The organism is Nesterenkonia aethiopica (assembly GCF_039534665.1).
In the GTDB taxonomy this organism is placed as follows: Bacteria; Actinomycetota; Actinomycetes; order Actinomycetales; family Micrococcaceae; genus Nesterenkonia; species Nesterenkonia aethiopica.
This window is the reverse complement of sequence record NZ_BAAAVT010000009.1, coordinates 1-18,941: the sequence shown is the minus strand read 5'-3', so window position 1 is coordinate 18,941 and position 18,941 is coordinate 1. Positions and strand designations below refer to the sequence as shown.

General features: G+C 70.3%; 15 protein-coding genes. 6 read left to right on the top strand and 9 right to left on the bottom strand.

The annotated features are described in order from the left end of the window. Window positions 1–20: 20 nt before the first annotated feature. Genes ABD658_RS08045 through ABD658_RS08025 form a run of 5 tightly spaced genes read right to left on the bottom strand, consistent with a single transcriptional unit; the run spans window position 21 to window position 4,643 of the window. Window positions 21–1,361, bottom strand: coding sequence for an MATE family efflux transporter (locus ABD658_RS08045; protein WP_344685941.1), 1,341 nt, complete (start codon window positions 1,359–1,361; stop codon window positions 21–23). Between the two features lie 10 nt (window positions 1,362–1,371). Beyond that, window positions 1,372–2,508 (bottom strand): CPBP family intramembrane glutamic endopeptidase, encoded by a 1,137-nt coding sequence (locus ABD658_RS08040; RefSeq protein WP_344685943.1) that lies wholly within the window; start codon window positions 2,506–2,508, stop codon window positions 1,372–1,374. Window positions 2,509–2,550: 42 nt separating this feature from the next. After that, window positions 2,551–3,336, bottom strand: coding sequence for a hypothetical protein (locus tag ABD658_RS08035; RefSeq protein ID WP_344685945.1), 786 nt, complete (start codon window positions 3,334–3,336; stop codon window positions 2,551–2,553). A gap of 58 nt (window positions 3,337–3,394) precedes the next feature. After that, window positions 3,395–3,649 carry a hypothetical protein gene (locus tag ABD658_RS08030; protein WP_085437720.1) on the bottom strand — a complete coding sequence of 85 codons (255 nt, stop codon included), beginning with the start codon at window positions 3,647–3,649 and terminating at the stop codon, window positions 3,395–3,397. A 46-nt stretch (window positions 3,650–3,695) separates the two neighbouring features. Further along, a complete protein-coding gene (locus tag ABD658_RS08025; protein ID WP_070159605.1) occupies window positions 3,696–4,643 on the bottom strand; it encodes an acyl-CoA thioesterase in 948 nt (315 codons plus the stop codon). Window positions 4,644–5,040: 397 nt separating this feature from the next. Here ABD658_RS08025 and ABD658_RS08020 point away from each other — a divergent pair, with 397 nt between their 5' ends. Beyond that, window positions 5,041–8,250 carry a beta-phosphoglucomutase family hydrolase gene (locus tag ABD658_RS08020; protein WP_344685951.1) on the top strand — a complete coding sequence of 1,070 codons (3,210 nt, stop codon included), beginning with the start codon at window positions 5,041–5,043 and terminating at the stop codon, window positions 8,248–8,250. 42 nt (window positions 8,251–8,292) lie between these two features. Here the strand turns inward: ABD658_RS08020 and ABD658_RS08015 are convergent, their stop codons facing one another. After that, window positions 8,293–8,751, bottom strand: coding sequence for a GNAT family N-acetyltransferase (locus tag ABD658_RS08015; RefSeq protein WP_344685953.1), 459 nt, complete (start codon window positions 8,749–8,751; stop codon window positions 8,293–8,295). An 87-nt stretch (window positions 8,752–8,838) separates the two neighbouring features. On the opposite strand from ABD658_RS08015, the gene ABD658_RS08010 reads away from it, so the two are divergent. Genes ABD658_RS08010 through ABD658_RS08000 form a run of 3 tightly spaced genes read left to right on the top strand, consistent with a single transcriptional unit; the run spans window position 8,839 to window position 12,142 of the window. Beyond that, on the top strand, window positions 8,839–9,357 hold the full coding sequence (locus ABD658_RS08010; protein WP_344685955.1) for a MarR family winged helix-turn-helix transcriptional regulator: 519 nt from the start codon (window positions 8,839–8,841) through the stop codon (window positions 9,355–9,357). Beyond that, window positions 9,354–9,884: a TspO/MBR family protein gene (locus ABD658_RS08005; protein ID WP_344685957.1), complete on the top strand. Its 531-nt coding sequence runs from the start codon at window positions 9,354–9,356 to the stop codon at window positions 9,882–9,884. The genes ABD658_RS08010 and ABD658_RS08005 overlap by 4 nt, the downstream gene beginning before the upstream one ends. 50 nt (window positions 9,885–9,934) lie before the next feature. Further along, window positions 9,935–12,142: an MMPL family transporter gene (locus ABD658_RS08000; RefSeq protein ID WP_344685959.1), complete on the top strand. Its 2,208-nt coding sequence runs from the start codon at window positions 9,935–9,937 to the stop codon at window positions 12,140–12,142. Here the strand turns inward: ABD658_RS08000 and madM are convergent. From madM to ABD658_RS07985, 3 genes are all read right to left on the bottom strand, one after another. Next, window positions 12,073–12,834 carry a malonate transporter subunit MadM gene (gene madM, locus ABD658_RS07995; protein ID WP_344685961.1) on the bottom strand — a complete coding sequence of 254 codons (762 nt, stop codon included), beginning with the start codon at window positions 12,832–12,834 and terminating at the stop codon, window positions 12,073–12,075. The genes ABD658_RS08000 and madM overlap by 70 nt on opposite strands. Before the next feature lies 1 nt (window position 12,835). Next, window positions 12,836–13,237: a malonate transporter subunit MadL gene (gene madL, locus ABD658_RS07990; RefSeq protein ID WP_083277439.1), complete on the bottom strand. Its 402-nt coding sequence runs from the start codon at window positions 13,235–13,237 to the stop codon at window positions 12,836–12,838. Between the two features lie 79 nt (window positions 13,238–13,316). Then, on the bottom strand, window positions 13,317–16,190 hold the full coding sequence (locus tag ABD658_RS07985; protein ID WP_344685964.1) for an AMP-binding protein: 2,874 nt from the start codon (window positions 16,188–16,190) through the stop codon (window positions 13,317–13,319). A 129-nt stretch (window positions 16,191–16,319) separates the two neighbouring features. Here ABD658_RS07985 and ABD658_RS07980 point away from each other — a divergent pair, with 129 nt between their 5' ends. Further along, on the top strand, window positions 16,320–16,988 hold the full coding sequence (locus ABD658_RS07980; RefSeq protein ID WP_344685966.1) for a GntR family transcriptional regulator: 669 nt from the start codon (window positions 16,320–16,322) through the stop codon (window positions 16,986–16,988). Window positions 16,989–17,039: 51 nt separating this feature from the next. Continuing rightward, the gene (locus ABD658_RS07975) at window positions 17,040–18,791 is read left to right on the top strand and encodes an ABC-ATPase domain-containing protein (protein ID WP_344685968.1); all 1,752 of its coding nucleotides are present in this window, start codon (window positions 17,040–17,042) and stop codon (window positions 18,789–18,791) included. Window positions 18,792–18,941: the final 150 nt, after the last annotated feature.

Here is an 18,941-nt window from a genome sequence, read left to right as displayed (position 1 = left end):
TCAGCCGATCGGCCGAGCTCTCAGCGGACCTCGCCGGCCACCATCCATCGGCCACCGGCGGCCCGGAAGCCGAGGGTCAGCGCGCGGGCCCCGATGAACACCACCGCGTAGCCGACCCACAGCCACACCACGGCCTCCACTCCGGTGAGCCCGCGGGTGGAGATCCACCACAGGGCGGGGAAGTACAGCGCCAGGTTCACCAATCCCGCGATCGCGAGGTATCTCACATCGCCGGCGCCCATCAGGACGCCGTCGAGCACGAACACGTAGCCGGAGATCGGCTGGGCGAGCGCGACGACGAACAGGGCGGCGGTGATCATCGCCGCCACGTGGGTGTCCGGGGTGAACAGACCCGCCGAGACGGGCGCGAGCGCCGCGATCACGGCTCCGGTGACCACACCGAAGCCCAGCCCCCAGAGGATCATGAGACGCGTGAGCCGCCGGGCGACGTCCAGGCGGGAGGCGCCCAGCTCCTTGCCGATGAGCGCCTGGGCGGCGATGGCCAGGGCATCCAGCACGAAGGCCAGCGTGGAGAACACTGTGAAGGTCACCTGGTGGGCGGCCAGGGTGTCCGGACCGAGGTCGGTGGCCACCAGCACCGTGGCCACGATGGCCGCGCGCAGGCTGACGGTGCGCAGCATCATCCAGGACCCCACGGAGAAGGCACGGCGCAGCCCGATCGGGTCCACCCCCAGCGACACCGCCTGGGCGCGCAGCCGGGGCACGATGATCACCAGGTAGACCGCCGCCATGCCCCACTGGGCGATGGAGGTGCCGATGGCCGCGCCGGCCACGCCGAGCCCCACCGGATGCACCAGCACCAGATTCAGCACGATGTTGGCGCCGAACCCGGCGGCGGCGACGATCAGCGGGGTCGTGGTGTCCTGCATGCCGCGCAGGACCCCCGTGGCGGCGAAGACCAGCAGGATCGCCGGCACCCCCGGCATGGACCACACCAGGTAGTCCCAGGCATGGCTGTGCATCTCCCCGGAGCTGCCCATGGAGGCCAGCAGGCCCTCCCCGAACGCAACGCCGGCGGCGGCCAGTACGACGCCCAGGATCAGCGCGAGCCAGAGCCCGTCCCGCCCGGCGGCCAGCGCCTTGGCCAGCTTCCCGGCACCCACGTAACGGGCCACCGCCGGTGTGGTGGAGTAGGCCAGGAAGATCATCAGCCCGGTGACGGTGTGCATCACGGTGATGCCCAGGGCCGCGCCGGCGAGCTCGTCGACGCCGAGACGGCCGATGATGGCGGTGTCAGCCAGCAGGAACAGCGGCTCGGCCACCAGCGCCCCCAGGGCGGGGACGGCCAGGGCCAGGATCTGCCGCGGCAGGGGCCGCGGGTCGGTGGTGAGCTCCTTCATGGGGAGGCGATCATGCCCCGCCCAGCGGCACGGCGGCCGCCTGGAGGAGGGCCGGGATCACGCCGGTGGGCTCCAGGCCGTCGATGTCCTCCAGCAACGGGGAAAGCCAGTACTGCAGGGTGACGGCCATGCAGTTGTTGAACGCGTGCACCAACCAGACGAACAGCAGAGACCGGCCGGAGAAGATGTAGGCCAGGGTGAAGATGATCGACATCGTCAGATACGGCACCACGGTGGTCAGCACGCCCATCAGGTCTCCGGAGATGATCTCCGAGGAGACGTGGATGAGCGCGAACGGCAGCACGGAGATCAACGCGCAGAGCCAGATGTTCAGATGCCGGGAGAGCTTGCCGATCAGCAGGTGACGGAAGATGTACTCCTCCACGAGCGGACCGAGCAGCCCCAGCACCAGCAGAGCCGCCCAGAACGGGACGGCCTGCAGCATCGCCTCGATGCCGGCCTGATTGGCGCTGGTCTCAGGCTCCTGCCCCGTGACCGTCATGATCAGGGCCATCAGCATCACATTGAGGACCACGATGGACAGCCACATCGCGGGGATGAGGAAGATCTTCAGCCAGGCCAAGGCGTGGTGGGTGAAGACCACCAGTGAGCGCCACAGGGCCTTGCCCGCGACGGCCAGGATCAGCACCGTCAGCGAACCGAAGATCAGCCCGTTGATGAGGAACTCCTGACGCGATTCCGCGCTGGTCAGCGTGACCTCGTCCCCACCGGGGAAGAACATCATGGTGACGAGATTCGCGCCGAGGATGATGGCCAGATACGGCACCGTCGGCAGCAGGTCCCACCACAGGAAGCGACCGGGCCGGGAGTCCGGCTGCCGCCAGATGCCGCGCGAGTACCGGTCCTTCGGGTCCGGGAGCGTCTGGGCCGGCGGCTGAGGGGGGAACGGCGACGGGTGGTGAGTCGAGTGCTGCGGCGCAGGGTGCTGCGGCGCAGGGTGCTGCCCCTGAGCGTAGGGGTTCCCCCACGGCGCCGCCCCGGGCCCAGAGGGCGCATAGGGTCCCGGACCCTGGGGCCGCCCGGCGGGAGGGTGGCCGTAGAGATGCGGCGCCTGAGGGTACGGCGGAGGACCAGGCGGAGGCGGCGGAGGACCGTGGCGTTCCGGCTCCTGCGGAGGTGTGCTCATATCGCCCCAGCGTAGAAGATCGAGCTGACCTCCACGTCAGCCCTAAGGCGTAGGCCCCTGCCCTAGGGGCCCACCCGGACCAGTCCCGCCTTCCTGCTCGCGGCGCCGGCGTCGCCGCACGACGCCGACGACGATCCCGGCGATCAGCAGCCCCAGGCCGATGGTCCCCAGGGCGATGCCGCCGAAGACGGCACCGAGCACGCCGAAGACCCCACTGGCCAGACCTGCGAAGTCCCCGCCGGGGGCGAGCACCACGAAGGCCTCCCCCGATCCGTCCAGGGCGGGGTCGGTGAAACCGCTGATCGAGAACTCATGCAGGCCGGACTCCTCGGCGGAGTAACTGTTCACCCCCACCGCGCTCGAGCCGCCCTGGGTGGCGGTGGAGCTGATCTCCGCCCACCGCATCGACCCTCTCTCCCCACTGGGCGAGACGACTTCGGGCGTCTCACTCAGCCCCGGAGCGCTGGCACCGGTGGGGCGGACCACATAGAGCATGTAGCTCTCCCCCGCCTCCAGCTGCGCCTCGGCCACCAGGGGCGGATCCCCGCTGATCAGCGCATCGGCGCCGGGCCCGCCGTCGCTGTCCAACACCCCCAACGGCACCGTGGAGCGGAACACCGTCACCGCCAGCACGAACAGCACCACAGCTCCCAGCAGGAGGACGCCGCCGATGATGCCCAGTGTCATGGGCAGCGGCCCGCGCGTCGGACGCGGCCTGCTCGGCATCGGGTAGCCGGGGTGCGGACCGCCGGGCGGAGGCCCCGGATACCCGGGCTGGGACCAGCCGGGCTGCTGTCCGTAGGGCTGGTGCTGCGGCGGCTGCGTCATGATCGTCCCCTCCCCCGGCGCACTGCCTCAGGCGCCTCAGGCTGCGAGGACAGTGATCCTACCGAGGGCGTCCAGAGTCGGCCAGATCCTCCGTCCGGCCCGGTCGGGCACGCCTCCACGTCAGGGCGGAGCCCACTCCGTAGGCCGCTCCGCAGAGCAGGACCACGACGCCGACCGGCACGCTGCGCTCCACCGTCACCGACCCGACGTGAACGTCACCGGAGACGAGGGCGAGGCCCAGCAGCAGGACAGCCACCCCGGCGATGGCACCCTGGACGGCGCCCCACCGCCGCTGGCTCCTGGTCTGCCGCATCACCAGTCTCCTCTGCCTCGTCTAGCCCCTCTGCCTCCAGCGGCCCTCAGCCGGAGCTGATGAGCGGGCTCGGGGACAGCAGCGTCGCATTGCGCAGGTCCCGCAACCGACGGGCCTTCTCCGCGATGGCGTGGTCCTCGTCGCTGATCGGCTGCCAGGGGGTGATGTGCCGGGCAGAGCCAGCGCCGTCGGGTGCGACCATCACCGGCAGGCCGTAGGCGACCACCTCCGGATGCTTCTCCCAGCGCGCCCCGGCCCGAACTCTCACCAGCACGTGCATGGACTTGGAGCCGGTGAGCACCAGCCGGGCGTCCACCTCCACCAGGTCCCCGGTGGTGATGGGCCGGTAGAACCGCACGCCCCCGGTGAGCACCGCGGCCACGTCATAGCCCGAGTACCGCTCGGCGCAGATCTCGGCGGCCCGGTCCATCCACTTCATGACCGCACCGCCGCGGATCTTGCCGTCCGGGTACTTCTCATCCGTGTCGGCCAGGAACCGCAGGGTCAGCGCCTCGGAGGTGCCCATGTCCTCGGGCATGGAGCTGATGGTCTCCTCCACCTGTCGGCGGTAGACCATCCGCTGGGTGGCGTCCACGCTGCGCCGCAGCTCCAGATCGGAGCTCGGCTCGAAGGGCGCCACGGTGACCGCCTCGCCGTCGTCGCCCACGGCCACGTAGATCATGTAGCACTCGGTGCACACCAGCCAGCCCTGCTCCGGGTGCTGCACCAGCACCCGGGTCTGGATGTGCACGGAGGTGCGCCCGGTGTGGACCACCCGCGCCTGCACGGTGACAGGCGTGTCCCGCGGCACCGGCGTGGTGAAGTGCATATTGCCCACATAGGAGGTCACGCACGCGGTGCGGGTCCACGACGCCGCACACGCATAGGCGGTCTTGTCGATCCAGTCCACGACGACGCCGCCGGCCACCGTCGTCTCCTTGGAGGTGCCCTTGACCTCTTGGAAGGTCAGTTCGATCGTGCTGCGCCGCGACATGTCCCTGACGCTAGCACCACCGGCGCCCGCACGGCAGGGACGGCGCGAGAGACCCGGGGGAACCACCCGGCATCCTGCGCCCGACAGCACCCCGGGCATCACGCCTCGACAACACGCCAGGGCGCCGATGTGACCGGACGCTCATGGGCCGATATCCTGCTGACCCTGTGGCCCGGCGCCGAACCTGCCTACGATGGGGTTCGAGCCCAAGGCCAGCCCGGCGTCCGATGAGACGCCGCCGAGGCACCAGGCCCCGTGATGGGCACCTGCCGACGGTACGGCATGAGGAAGACCTCAGCTCCGCATCACGACCCCGCCGGCCCCCGGTCCGGCTCCCCGTCCTGAACGCCGACCTGATCACCCTGCCCTGATCGCCCACAGTCCCCGTGAGGTATCCATGCACCCGTTCGAGAACCCCTTCCGGCACTCCGCCGAGGCCAAGCGTCACGCCCTGCGGCACTTCCGCGCCGTCCTGTTCGACATGGACGGGGTGGTCACCGACACCGCCGGCGTCCATGCCGCGGCGTGGAAGGAGCTCTTCGACACCGCCCTGGAGGAGATCACCGGGGAGCCGCAGCCCGAGTTCACCGACGAGGACTACCTGAACTTCGTCGACGGCCGCCCGCGCGAGGACGGGGTGCGGACCTTCCTGCAGGCTCGCAGCGTGTTCGTCCCCGAGGGTGAGCCGGGCGACGCCGCAGACCAGCTCACCGTCCACGGCCTGGCCGCCCGCAAGCAGGGCTTCTTCGAGGCGGTGCTGGCCCGCGACGGCGTCGACGTCTTCCCCACCACCGTGGAGCTGATCCACCAGCTCCGCGAGGACGGCATCCCCACCGCCCTGGTCACCTCCTCCCGCAACGGCCGCGACGTGCTCACAGTGGCCGGACTGCTCGATGCCTTCACCGCCATCGTCGACGGCACCGACGCCCTGGAGATGAACCTGCCGGGCAAGCCGAACCCGGCCATGTTCCTGCACGCCTCCACGCTGCTGCGTGTCGAGGCCCAGGACTCCATCGTCATCGAGGACGCCGCCTCCGGCGTGCAGGCCGGACACCGCGGGAACTACGGGATGGTCGTCGGGCTCAACCGCGGCGAGGACCCGCGGCGCCTGAAGGAGGCCGGCGCCGACGTCGTCGTCACGGACCTGTCCGTGATGAACCTGGCGACCCGCACCACCAAGCCCTTCGACCCGGACTGGGTGCTCGCCTATGACGAGTACGACCCCAAGGAGGAGCCCACCCGGGAGGCCCTGTGCGCCCTGGCCAACGGCTACTGGGGCACCCGTGGCGCCGTCCCCGGCACCTCCGCCGACGCCACCCACTACCCCGGCACCTACATCGCCGGAGTGTTCAACCGGCTCAAGACCGACATCATGGGCAAGACGGTCGAGACCGAGCACATGGTCAACATCCCGGACTGGACCTACCTGCAGGTGACCCCCGAGGCGGGGAACCCGCTGCTGCCCGGCTCCCCCGAGCTCATCGACTACCGCCAGGAGCTGGACATGCGCCGCGGGCTGCTCACCCGGGTGACCCGCTTCCAGGACCTGCACGGCCGACGCACCCGTCTCACCACCCGCCAGTTCCAGTCCATGGCCGGGGTCCAGCTGGCCGCCCTGGAGATGGAGATCGAGGCGGAGAACTGGTCCGGCAACGTCACCGTCCGCTCGATGATCGACGGGCGCGTCGCCAACCGCAACGTCGCCGCAGACCGGGAGCTCGCCGGACACCACCTCGACGCCGTGGACTCCCGGGAGATCGACGGCGAGACCGTCCTGCTGGAGACCATGACGAACCAGTCCCAGGTGCGGGTCGCCGTCGCCACCCGCACCTCGGTGACCTCCACCGGGAACACCAACCCGATGCGCCGCCCCGTCTCGGAGGGCGAGTTCGTGGCCGGGCATGACATCTCCATCAACCTCGAGGCCGGCACGCCGGTGACCCTGGAGAAGATCGCCTCGGTGGCGAACTCCCACGACCACGCGATCTCCACCGTGTGGCACTCCGCGGTCAAGCGGGTCCAGCGGGCCTCCTGCTTCCGCACCATGCTGACCTACCACGAGGAGATGTGGGGCGTGCTGTGGCACCGCTTCGCCGTCTCCATCGGCTCCCGCTCCTCCCGCCAGCAGATGGCGCTGAACCTGCACACCTTCCACGTCCTGCAGACCGCCTTCGGCGCCCGCCGCGACCTCGACGCCGGAGTCGGCGCCCGCGGCCTGCACGGCGAGGGCTACCGGGGTCATCTGTTCTGGGACGAGATGTTCGTCTACCCGATGCTCACCCTGCGGCGTCCGGAGCTGACCCGCGGACTGCTGATGTACCGGTATCGGCGCCTCGGCGAAGCCCGCGCCATGGCCCGCGCCGAGGGTCACGCCGGCGCCATGTTCCCCTGGCAGGCCGGCTCCGACGGCCGCGAGGAGACCCCCACCGAGCTGTGGAACCCGCGGTCCCAGGCGTGGATGCCGGACAACTCGCACCGCCAGCGGCACGTCTCCCTGGCCATCGCGTACTCGGTGCTGCAGTACTTCGAGACCACGCAGGACTACACGTTCCTGGCGGACTACGGCGCGGAGATGCTGGTGGAGATCAGCCGCTTCTTCGTCTCCCTGACCCAGTACGACACCGAGGCCGACCGGTACGACATCGAGGGTGTGATGGGCCCCGACGAGTACCACGACGGCTACCCGGACACCCCCGGATCCGGTCTGCGGAACAACGCCTACACCAATGTGCTGACCTCTTGGATGCTGCGCCATACGGCCCGTCTGGTCCGCGAGTTGGACTCCCGGGACGACCCGCTCTCCGAGTGGCTGGACATCTTCGAGGACGAACTGGACCACTGGGAGCACATCTCCCGGCGGCTGCGCGTGCACTTCCATGCCGACGGAGTCATCAGCCAGTTCGACGGCTACGAGAACCTGCTGGAGTTCGACTGGGAGGGCTACAAGGCGAAGTACGGCAACATCGGACGTCTGGATCTGATCCTGCAGGCCGAGGGTGACGCCACCAACCGGTACAAGCTCTCCAAGCAGGCCGATGTGCTCATGCTGTGCTACCTGTTCTCCTCCGAGGAGCTCATCGACACCATGCGGCACATGGGCTCCGAGGTGCCGATCGAGGACTTCGGGAAGACCATCGAGTACTACCTGGCCCGCTCCTCGCACGGCTCCACGCTCTCCCGCCTGGTGCACGGCTGGGTGGCCGCGCGCTTCGACCGCTCCGGATCCTGGAACCTGTTCAAGGAGGCGTTGGAGGCCGACCTCGCCGACACCCAGGGCGGCACCACCCGAGAAGGCATCCACCTGGGTGCGATGGCCGGCACCGTGGACATGGTCATCCGGTGCTACGCCGGGGTCGAGACCCGCGCCGATGCGCTGTGGCTGCACCCGCTGCTGCCGGACGAGCTGCCGGAGGCCACGTTCCGCATGCGGTACCGCAACCAGCCGATCCTGGTGCACATGGATCATGAGAACGTGACGCTGAAACTCTCCGAGGGCTCGGCGGAGCCGATCGACGTCAACGTCGAGGGCAAGCGCAAGCAGCTCAGCCCGGGTGAGGTGTGGACCGTGCCTCTGGAGCACCAGGCGCGTGCCCACGCGAAGTCCTGAACACCGGCACGGTCCTGAACGCCTCCGCGGCCCTGAGCCGCCTCACAGCGGCAGCGTCATGAACACGCTGTGCGGATCCTCGGTGTAGTCCTCGAAGGGCGGGCACTCGGCGAAGCCATGCCGGGCGTAGAGCCGGCGTGCCGGGGCGAAGTGCTCCTGCGTGCCGGTCTCCAGGCTCAGCCGCCGGAGCCCGTGGTCGCGAGCGTGGCCGATCAGGTGCTCCAGCAGCACACCGGCCACTCCCCGCCCGCGGGCGACGACGGCGGTGCGCATCGCCTTGATCTCACCATGCCGGGAGTCCAGCCGCTTGAGCGCCCCGCAGCCCAGCAGCTCGCCGTCGTCCTGACGGACGGTCCACAGGGTGACGCCGTCGGCGCGCAGCTGGTCCAGGCCGAGGGCGTGCACGCTCTCCTGAGGTGAGGTCGCGTGCATCTCCTGCAGATGCTCGAGGATCAGCCCCTGAACGTCAGGCGTATGCGGGTCATCAGTGCGGATCTGCATAGCACCAGTGTGCGCGGAGCACGTTTCACCGGCGTTTCACCCACTCCGCGCTTGACGATTAGCTAGATTATCTAGTCAAATGGGTGCGTGAGAGACCGACCGAAGGACTCCGCCGGACACGGCCGGGCGCGACCCGAGGTCCTGCACACCCTGGAGGCTGTGCAGGTGCTCAGCGACTCCATGGACCGCATGCACAACACCCTCAAGGGCCCCATGGAGATGAACCCGTCAGACGTGGCCGCCCTGCGGATGCTGGTGATCCGCGAGCGTCAGGGGCAGCCGGTCACGCCTCAGGACATCGCGTGCCACCTGCAGATCTCCACGGCCTCGGCCACCGTGCTGGTCGATCGGCTGGTGGACGCCGGCCACGCGCGGCGGCGCCCCCACCCCCGTGACCGGCGCTCGCGTGTCGTGGAGCTCACCGACCTGGCTCGCCGCTCCTTCCATCACCATTTCGGCGCACGACTGGCGGCCATGAGAGAGGTCATCGACGCTCGCGACGACGAGGAGCTCCGGCTCATCGCGGAGTTCCTCACCGCTCTGGCGGACTCGATGGTCGCCCCGCTGCCGGACCCCACAACGGCCCCACCCCAGGAGGACTCATGACGGCACACTCCGCGGACGCCGCCACACAACGGCCAGACCTGCCCGCCCAGATCCTCGCACTTCTGGTGCTCCTCGCCCTGCCGATGGGAGTGGGGTTCCTGGGCAGCGCGCTGACCTCTGACCAGGTCGACGGCTGGTACGCCCAGGCCGACGTGGCCCCATGGAATCCTCCGAACTGGGTCTTCGGACCCGTGTGGACGGTGCTCTACCTGACGATGGGACTCGCCGCCTGGCTGGTATGGCGGGAACGCGCCGCCCCCGGACGTCCCCGCGCCCTGGGCCTCTTCGCCCTCCAGCTGGTGCTCAACGGCCTGTGGACCCCGATCTTCTTCGGCGCATACCCGCTCTGGGGCTCCGCGGCGCTGTGGCTGGCCTTCGCCGTCATCGTGGCGATGATCGCCGCCGTCGTGGCGACAATCCTGGCCTTCCGCCGGGTACGCGGTTTCGCCGCGGCACTGCTGCTGCCGTATCTGGCGTGGATCCTCTACGCCTCCACGCTGAACCTCTCCATCGCGGTCATGAACTGACCCCTCGCCCCTCTCCATCCTGACCTTCCCCACACAGAACAGGGCCTCCGATGCTGCACACCGCCGATCCCTCCCGCCTCTCCGACCGTTCCCGCTGGAGTCGACGGCTGCTCCTGCCGGTGGTCCTCGTCCTGGCCTGGCTGGCGTGGACCGGCGCCGGCGGCCCCACGTTCGGGGCGATCGCCGAGGTCACCACCGATGACCAGGCCACCTTCCTACCGGCCGATGCTGAGTCCACCCGAGCCGGTGAGCTCCGGGAGCAGTTCGCCGACTCCGATGCTGTGCCGGCCACGGTCGTCGCAGAGCACGACGGCGGCACCTCCGGTTCGCTGGACGAGGCCGCGAGGGGCGACGCCGCTGAGCTGGCGTCCACCCTCGAGGGGCTTGACGGGGTGACCGACGTGATCGGGCCGGTGCCTGCCGAGGACTCCAGCGCGGTGCAGCTGATCGTACTGCTGGCCGAGGGCGCTGTCGACGACGGCGCTGTGGATGCTCTGCGCGCCACGGTTGCCGGAGAGCTGGACGAGGCGGCGTGGTCAGCCCATGTCACGGGCCCGGCGGCGCTGTCCACCGATCTCTCCGAGGCCTTCGCCGGCATCGACGGGATGCTGCTGCTGGTGGCGGTGGTCGCGGTGTTCCTGATCCTGATCGTGGTCTACCGCTCACCGTTCCTCCCGCTGCTGGTGCTGCTCTCCTCGGTGGGCGCCCTGTGCGCGGCGATCACGGTGGTCTATGTGATGGCCCGGTGGGAGTGGATCCAGCTCAACGGCCAGGTGCAGGGCATCCTGTCGATCCTAGTGATCGGTGCGGCCACGGACTACTCGCTGCTGCTGGTGGCCCGCTACCGGGAGGAGCTGCTGCGTGCGGCTGATCGGCACGCCGCCCTGTGGACCGCCCTGAAGCGCTCTACGCCACCCATCCTGGCCTCCGGCGGCACGGTGGCCGTCGCGCTGATGTGCCTGCTCTTCTCGGACCTGAACTCCAACCGTGCGCTCGGCCCGGTGGCCGCGGCGGGGATCGTCTTCGCCATGTTCGCCACGCTGACCTTCCTGCCCGCACTGCTGGCCCTGACCGGCAGACGGGTCTTCTGGCCGCGCGTGCCGCACGCCACCGACTCCTCCAGCAGGGACACCGCCGACGCCGCCGAGCGCACCCCCTCCCGGGGTCTGTGGGCCCGGACGGCCTCGTGGGTCGGAGCCCACCCCCGCCCGATCTGGGTGGTCGTCACCCTGGTGCTCCTGGTGGGCGCCGCGGGCGTGACGCAGCTGCGCGCCGACGGCATCGACCAGTCCGAGGTGGTGCTGGGCGAGACCGACACCAAGGCCGGCCAGACCATGCTGGAGAAGCACTTCGACGCAGGCACCGGCGCCCCCACGGAGATCTTCGTCCCGACGGCGGAGGCCGATCAGGCCCTCGAGCTGGTCACCGGCGTCGAGGGAGTGGCCGAGGCGCACCTGGTGGACGCCGACGGCGCTCCCGCCGGGGATCTCGCGCAGGCTCAGCAGGTGGAGGGGCGGGTCGAGATCTCCGCGACCCTGGACTCAGCCGCCGACTCCTCGGAGGCCGAGTCCGCCGTCGTCGCGCTGCGCGACCAGCTGGATGCGCTGGAGGGGGAGGCTTTGGTGGGCGGCACCACCGCCACCCAGCTGGACACCACCACCACGGCCCAGCGGGACCTGCTCGTGATCATCCCGATCGTGCTGGTAGCGATCCTGATCATCCTCATGGTGCTGCTGCGCTCCGTGGTGGCGCCGGTGATCCTGGTGGTCGCCACCGTCCTGTCCTACCTGACCGCGCTGGGGATCTCCGCGTTGGTGTTCAACCACCTCTTCGGCTTCCCCGGCGCGGACCCCACAGTTCCGCTGTTCGGCTTCATGTTCCTGGTGGCCCTCGGCGTGGACTACACCATCTTCCTGATGACCCGCGCTCGAGAGGAGGCCCTGGAAGGCGACTCTCGGGAGGGCCTGCTCCGTGCCCTGGTCGTCACCGGCGGGGTGATCACCTCCGCCGGGCTGGTGCTCGCAGCGACCTTCGCCGCCCTGGCCGTGCTGCCGCTGATGTTCATGGTGCAGTTGGCCTTCCTGGTCGCGCTCGGAGTGCTCATCGACACGTTCGTCGTGCGGACCCTGCTCGTGCCGGCGGTCGGCGTGGAGCTGGGTCGGCGGATGTGGTGGCCCTCCCGACTCTCTCAGCCGGCGATCGCCCGCAGCGCCACATACAGCACCGAGGGGCCGAGCAGACACCCCATGCCGGTGTAGAAGGTGGCGGTCATCGCCCCATAAGGCACGAGTCGCTTGTCGGTGGCGGCCAGTCCCCCGGCAACCCCCGAGGTCGTGCCCATCAGCCCGCCGTAGGCCATCGCGGACTTGGGGTTGTTGAGCCCGATGAACGGGGCGATCAGCGGAGTGCCCACCATGACCACCACGGCCTTGACCAGACCGGCGGCCACGGAGAGCGCGATGACGTCCGAGCTGGCCCCCACGGCGGTGCCGGTCACCGGACCGACGATGTAGGTGGCCGCCCCGGAGCCGATGGTGGCCATGGACTCCGGGTCGGTGTAGCCGAAGGCCGCGGCGACGGCGGCGCCGACCGCGAAGGAGACCAGCACGCCCAGGATGATGGAGAGCGCCCCGGCCAGTCCTGCACGCCTGATCTCCTGGAGGTCCACACCGTAGGCGGTGGAGACGATGGCGAAGTCCCGCAGCATCGCCCCACCCATCAGCCCGAGTCCGCTGAAGATGGCGATGTCGGCCATCCCGGCCTCCCCGCCCGTGACGGAGCCTCCCCACCAGGCGAGCACCAGCCCCAGCATGATCGCGATCGCACTGCCCTGCAGGCGCCCGCGGGTCATCGTCTTGGACAGCCAGCCCGAGACCATCATGAGCCCGCCGATGACCACGAAGGCCACCAGGAGGTCGTTGCGTTCGAAGACGGAGACGATCAGATCCATCTCAGACCTCCTGCTTCTCGGCCTCGGTGAGCGGGGGCAGCGGCTCCGCCTTCTCCCCCACCCGTGCGAGCACCGGCACCAGGGCCGCCCCGGCCGCGAGCGCGCCGAGACCGGCGAGGATGGCCATCGGTCCTCCGGCCAGCGCCTCGACCACGTTCTGCGTGGAGGCCATCGCGATGACGATGGGGATGTACATGGCGGACCAGAACATCACCCCCTGCTCCGAGGCGGGCGGAAACTTCCCCATCCGCCGGAGCTTGTCGGTCACCAGCACGAGCATGATCATCGCGAAGCCGACTCCGCCGACGTTCGCCTCGACGCCGACGACGACGCCGAGCACCTCGCCGACGAGCATGCCCACCAGCATGCACAGTGCGAGTGCTGCCACTCCGTAGAGCACCATGGTGTTCTCCTGTCCTGTGGTCCTGCTTCTGCGGGATCCTGCCTCTGCTCTGCTTCTGCGTCGTCCCGACCCGGCTCGATCAGGCGGGGGCGAAGAGGTCCGCGTACTGCTTCCGCAGCTCGGCCTTCTGGACCTTGCCCATGACGTTGCGCGGCAGCGCCTTGACGATCTTCACAGCCCGGGGCTGCTTGAACCGGGCCAGGTCCTCGCGGATCCCCGCCAGGATCTGCTCCGGCTCCAGGGCGGCGCCGGCCTGCGGCACGACGACGGCCACCACGGTCTCCCCGAAGTCCGGGTGCGGCACGCCGATCACGGCGGACTCGGCCACCCCCTCCAGGGCGTCGATGCGCTCCTCGATCTCCTTGGGATAGACGTTGTAGCCCCCGGAGATGACCAGGTCCTTGTCACGGCCGACGATGCACAGGTAGCCGTCCTCGTCGATCCGGCCGAGGTCCCCGGTGATGAAGAATCCGTCGGAGCGGAATTCGGCGGCCGTCTTCTCCGGCATGCGCCAGTAGCCGGCGAACACGTTGGGGCCCTTGACCTCCACCAGGCCGACCTCGCCGTCGGGCAGCGCGGCGCCGCTCTCCCGGTCGGTCACCCGGATCTGCACCCCGGGGAAGGGCTTCCCCACGGTGCCGGGCTTGCGGGCGCCGTCGTAGGGGTTGGTGGTGTTCATGCCGGTCTCGGTCATGCCGTAGCGCTCGAGGATGGCGTGCCCGGTGGCGGCCTCGAAGGCCTCGTGGTCGCTGGCCAGCAGCGGGGCGGAGCCAGAGACGAAGAGTCGCATGGAGGCGCAGGTCTCCGGGGTCAGCCGCGCAGAGGCGAGCAGGCGGGTGTAGAAGGTGGGCACCCCCATCAGCACGGTGGAGGTGGGCATCAGGTCCAGGATGGCCTCGGCGTCGAAGGACGGCAGCCAGTGGAAGGAGGCCCCGGCCACCAGGGTCATGTTCGCGGCGACGAAGAGCCCATGGATGTGGAAGATCGGCAGCGCGTGGATGAGCCGGTCCTGGTCCGTGTACTGCCAGGCCTCCAGCAGGGCCCGGCAGTTGGAGGCCAGGTTCCCGTGCGTGAGCACCGCCCCCTTGGACCGTCCGGTGGTGCCGGAGGTGTAGAGGATCGACGCCGGGGTGTCCGCGGCGGCGGCATAGGACTCCTCCACGGTGGTCTCGGAGGTCAGCAGCGTGCCGTCGCCTGCGGTGCCGAGCGTCTCCACGATGAGCTGTTCCCCGCCCCGGGCGGCGTGCTCCTGCTCCCGCTCTGGGGAGCAGACGAGCACGCGCGGCTCGGCGTCGCCGATGAAGTAGTCCATCTCCGTGCCGGTGTAGGCGGTGTTCAGCGGCAGGAAGACTCCGCCGACCCGCAGGGTGGCCAGGTAGAGCGCCAGCGCCTCCGGCGACTTCTGCACCTGCGCGGCGACCCGGTCCCCGGGCTGGACGCCGTCGGCCAGCAGCCGGGCGGCGATCCGCCGCACCGTGTGCTCGGTCTCCGCATACGTCAGGGTGCCGCCGTCGGGCAGGTGGAAGAGCACCTTCTCGGGCTGGCGGGCCGCTTGGGCCTCGAAGGAACGGTGGATCGGGGTGAAGTCATCGGCCATGGGGGCGGATCCTCTCGGAGTGTCGGGTCGGTCAGGGATGAGCTCGGCCAGCGGGCCGTCGACGGCGACCTCGCGCCGCCGCACGAAGTCCTCGTGGCGTCGCTCGAGCTGCTCGGGCTCATAGCGGTAGGTGATCATCGCCCCGTAGGACTGGGCGAGCGCCGCCGGCGAGCTGTGGGCCGGCCAGTGCAGCTGCCAGGCGGCGGCTCCGTTGCCGAGGTGGAACCGGGCCACCGGGTCCAGCGGCCGACCATCCCCGCGCCGCTCGGCGGTGATGTAACGGGCCAGGACGGGCAGCAGCCGCTCACGCAGGGCGGGCGCGTCGGCACTCTCAGCGTCAGGGTCCACAGCACGGGGATCATGTGCAGCCAGCTCGATGGCCAGGTGGAGCAGCTCCGGATCATCCTGGGACTCCAGCCAGCCGCGGAAGCCCGGGACGGGAGACAGCGTGACGAAGCGCCGCAGATGGGGCAGCTGGCGGCTGACCTCGTCGATGACCTGCTTGATCAGGAAGCTGCCGAAGGAGATGCCGGCCAGCCCCTCGAGGGAGTTGTTGATGGAGTACAGGGCGGCAGTGTCGGCCTGGGCGGGGTTCAGCGCGGGACCGGGCTCCAGCAGCGGCCCCATGTGGCGCGGGACGCCCTCCACGAGCGCCACCTCCACGAAGATCAGCGGCACCTCTCCGGTGGCGGGGTGGAAGAACGCGAAGCACCGGCGATCCTTCGGCTGCAGCCGCCGACGCAGGTCCGCACGGCCCTCCATGGGGTGGACCTTCTCGAACCGCAGCAGGTGCTGGTGGAGCTCCTTGGGAGAATCCCAGGTGATCTCCTCCATGCGCAGGAAGCCTCGATTGAACCAGGAGACCAGCAGGTGCCGGAAGTCGTGGTCCACCGGCCGCAGCTCAGGATGCTCCGGCAACAGCCTGCGCAGGTCCGCCCGCATGGCCACCAGCGCGGCGGTCGCATCCGGAGCGTGGTTCATGCGCCGCAGCAGCTGCTGACGGGCCGGCTCGACGACGTCGAACAGACGGGCCAGTGCGGCATCCCGCCGCTGCCCGTCGGCCTGCTCCCAGGCCTGGTAGGCGGCGCGGACGGCGTCGTCGTCGACCCCGTGGTCCTGCAGCATGTGGGTGAAGAAGGCCAGCCGCTCGGTCTCCTCCAGCTGGGCGTAGGCCTGCAGCGCCCGGGCGGCCACCGCCCGCAGCGAGGCCTCCCCGACGTCGCTCATCAGAACCTCGCAGGCGGCCAGGAGCTGGTCCAGCGGAGCGGCCTCCGGTTCCCGAGCCGCGTCCTCCCCGCCCCGGCGGCGCAGGGCGCGGAACAGGTCCGCGAGCAGCCATCCGTCCTGACGTCCCATGGCGATCCTCCCTCGACGAGTCGACGTTGTACATCACACGCCGTGATGTATATAACAGGGACTATAGAGCATGAACGTGACCTGCGCCACAGGCTGGCCGGTCGGATACCCTGTTCCTCGGAGGTGGCCATGGCTCGGATCCCAGAGTCCCAGCGCGTGCGGGACGCCCTGGAGAACGCGATCGTCGACGGACGGCACCGCCCCGGCGAACGCCTGGACCCGGCGCAGCTGGAGCAGGAGTTCGGCTGTTCCCGGACCCCGGTGCGGGAGGCGCTGCAGGCTCTGGAACGCTCCGGATTGGTGCAGATCCGCCCCAAGCAGGGCACCTATGTGACCGAGCTGAGCATCTCCGAGCTGGCCGAGCGCTTCGAAGTCATGGCGGAGCTGGAGGGCATGGCCGCCCGCCTCTCCGCCCGGCGCATCGAGGCCGATGCGTTGGAGGAGCTCGAACGGGCCGTCTGCGACTGCGAGGACCACGCCACCGCGGGCGACGCTGACGGCTACTACTACGCCAACGCCCGGTTCCACGGCATCCTCTACGATTCCTGCGGCAACGAGTACCTGCGCCAGCAGGCCCACGCGCTCAAGCGCGCCCTGCAGCCCTACCGGCGCCTGCAGCTGCGGGTCCCGGACCGGATGCGCCGGTCCCTGGCCGAGCACCGGGCCATCGCCGACGCCGTCCGCGCCGGTCAGGCCGAGGTCGCCGAGGATGCGGCTCGATCCCATGTGCTGGTCCAGGTCACCGAGTTCAGCCAGCTGGTCCGCACGTGGCGCCATCTCAGCGCCTCGCCGGAATGACCCACCCGCCATAACCTGCCCGCGGAACACCCACCCGCGAAAGGAGGCCCCTTGCCCGACCGCAGCGCCCTGGAGCACACGCTGACCACTCTCGACGGCCGCGGCTACGCCGGCTACAAGCAGCTGCGCGGAACCCACGAGCTCCCTCCCGGCGACGCCGAGACCACCGGCCTCCGACTGCTCGTGGACCACGTCCAGGTGGACCCGTATGCCCCGCCTTCCCTGATGCGCGTGCAGCTGGACCGCGACGCGGCGGACCTCCCGGAGGACCTGACCGCCGATGCGCGGGGACGCACCGCCGTCGCCGACTTCCTGACCCGGCGGGTGGCGGAGGCGGCCCGCCGCCTCTCCCCCGGTCGGCCTGGGGACGGGTCGATCAGCATCGGCCGACCCGGCCAGCAGGTGCTGGAACGCACCAGCGTGGTGATCGGTGCCCAGCACGTGGAGGCACGGCTGCATGTGGCGCTGCCGGCGGCCGGGCGACGCATCCGCGGCCGCGCGGCCGCCCGGCTGCTCACCGAGGCGCTGCCACAGATCGCCGCCTCCACGCTGCGTCATGCCGCGCTCGACGCCGCCGCGCTGCGACGCCACGTGACCCTGCACCGGGACCAGCAGCACCTGCGCGACCAGCTCGCCGGGGCCGGGCTGGTGGCCTTCGTGGCCGACGGAGCCGTGCTGCCCCGCCGCGCCGGGGACTCGGACCTGCCCCTGGACTCCTCGGCCGCCACACCGTTCCGCTCTCCGGACTCCCTGCGCGTGAGCTTCGACCTGCCCAGCGGAGTCCAGGTCACCGGCATGGGGATCCCGGAGGGGATCACGGTGATCATCGGCGGCGGCTATCACGGGAAGTCCACCCTGCTGCGGGCCGTGGAACGCGGCGTGCACCCCCATGTGGGCGACGACGGCCGCGAATGGGTGGTCACCCGTCCCGACGCCGTCGCCATCCGCGCCGAGGACGGCCGCGCGGTCACCGGTGTGGACATCTCCCCGTTCATCGGGGATCTGCCCTCCGGCACCGACACCCGCCGCTTCTCCACCACCAACGCCTCCGGCTCCACCTCCCAGGCGGCCTCCCTGGTGGAGGCGGTCCAGGCGCAGGCCGACGTGCTGCTGATCGACGAGGACACCTCGGCGACGAACTTCATGATCCGGGACGAGCGCATGCGTCGACTCATCCCGGCCGACCGGGAGCCGATCACCCCGTTCGTGGAGCGCATCCGACCGCTGCACGCCGAACAAGGCGTCTCCACGATCCTCGTGGCCGGCGGCTCTGGAGCGTTCTTCGACGTCGCCGACCACGTGATCGCCCTCGACTCCTATGTGCCGACCGACGTGACCGAGCAGGCGAAGGCGCTGGCCGAGCCGACGTCGTCGGTCGACAGCGGGGAAGGGGCCACGGAGACGCTGTTCGCGGCGGCCTCGCCACGAGTTCCCGAGCCCGGATCCCCGCGGAGCGACAGCGGACCGGGCGCGCGCGGCCGAGGCGGCCGCCCCAAGCCCGCGCGGGCGCGCGGCCGGGCGGTGATCCAGCAGGGCGGTGACGACGTCGACCTCTCCGCGGTCTCCCAACTGATGGACCCCCTGCAGACGGCCGCCCTGGCCCACGCGCTGGATCGCGCCGCCGAGCTGGCCGACGGACGACGCACGGTGGCCGAGATCGTCGAGGAGCTGCTGCACCGGATGGACACCCAGGGCCTGGACTCCCTGTCCCCGCACCAGGGGCATCCGGGGGCGCTGGCGCGGCCGCGGAGGCATGAGCTGCACGCCGCCCTGAACCGCCACCGGGGCCTGCGGCTGCGCTGAGCCCCAGGCCCCTCATCCAGGAGTCACAGCCCCGTGCATCTCCCGGCACTGATGCGCGGCGGATTCTATGAGTCGTTGCACCAGCTGATGGTCAGCTGGTGAGGATGATGTCTCTCATCTTCTCAGCTGGGGTGGCCCACTGAAGTGTCT

Excerpts from the sequence above, each read along its gene's own strand:
- ABD658_RS08040 (WP_344685943.1), bottom strand. The coding sequence starts at position 2,508 with ATGAGCACACCTCCGCAGGAGCCGGAACGCCACGGTCCTCCGCCGCCT.
- ABD658_RS08035 (WP_344685945.1), bottom strand. The coding sequence starts at position 3,336 with ATGACGCAGCCGCCGCAGCACCAGCCCTACGGACAGCAGCCCGGCTGG.
- ABD658_RS08015 (WP_344685953.1), bottom strand. The coding sequence starts at position 8,751 with ATGCAGATCCGCACTGATGACCCGCATACGCCTGACGTTCAGGGGCTG.
- ABD658_RS08025 (WP_070159605.1), bottom strand. The coding sequence starts at position 4,643 with ATGTCGCGGCGCAGCACGATCGAACTGACCTTCCAAGAGGTCAAGGGC.
- madM (WP_344685961.1), bottom strand. The coding sequence starts at position 12,834 with ATGGATCTGATCGTCTCCGTCTTCGAACGCAACGACCTCCTGGTGGCC.
- ABD658_RS08030 (WP_085437720.1), bottom strand. The coding sequence starts at position 3,649 with ATGCGGCAGACCAGGAGCCAGCGGCGGTGGGGCGCCGTCCAGGGTGCC.
- ABD658_RS07985 (WP_344685964.1), bottom strand. The coding sequence starts at position 16,190 with ATGGGACGTCAGGACGGATGGCTGCTCGCGGACCTGTTCCGCGCCCTG.
- ABD658_RS08005 (WP_344685957.1), top strand. The coding sequence starts at position 9,354 with ATGACGGCACACTCCGCGGACGCCGCCACACAACGGCCAGACCTGCCC.
- ABD658_RS08020 (WP_344685951.1), top strand. The coding sequence starts at position 5,041 with ATGCACCCGTTCGAGAACCCCTTCCGGCACTCCGCCGAGGCCAAGCGT.
- ABD658_RS08045 (WP_344685941.1), bottom strand. The coding sequence starts at position 1,361 with ATGAAGGAGCTCACCACCGACCCGCGGCCCCTGCCGCGGCAGATCCTG.
- ABD658_RS08000 (WP_344685959.1), top strand. The coding sequence starts at position 9,935 with ATGCTGCACACCGCCGATCCCTCCCGCCTCTCCGACCGTTCCCGCTGG.
- madL (WP_083277439.1), bottom strand. The coding sequence starts at position 13,237 with ATGGTGCTCTACGGAGTGGCAGCACTCGCACTGTGCATGCTGGTGGGC.
- ABD658_RS07980 (WP_344685966.1), top strand. The coding sequence starts at position 16,320 with ATGGCTCGGATCCCAGAGTCCCAGCGCGTGCGGGACGCCCTGGAGAAC.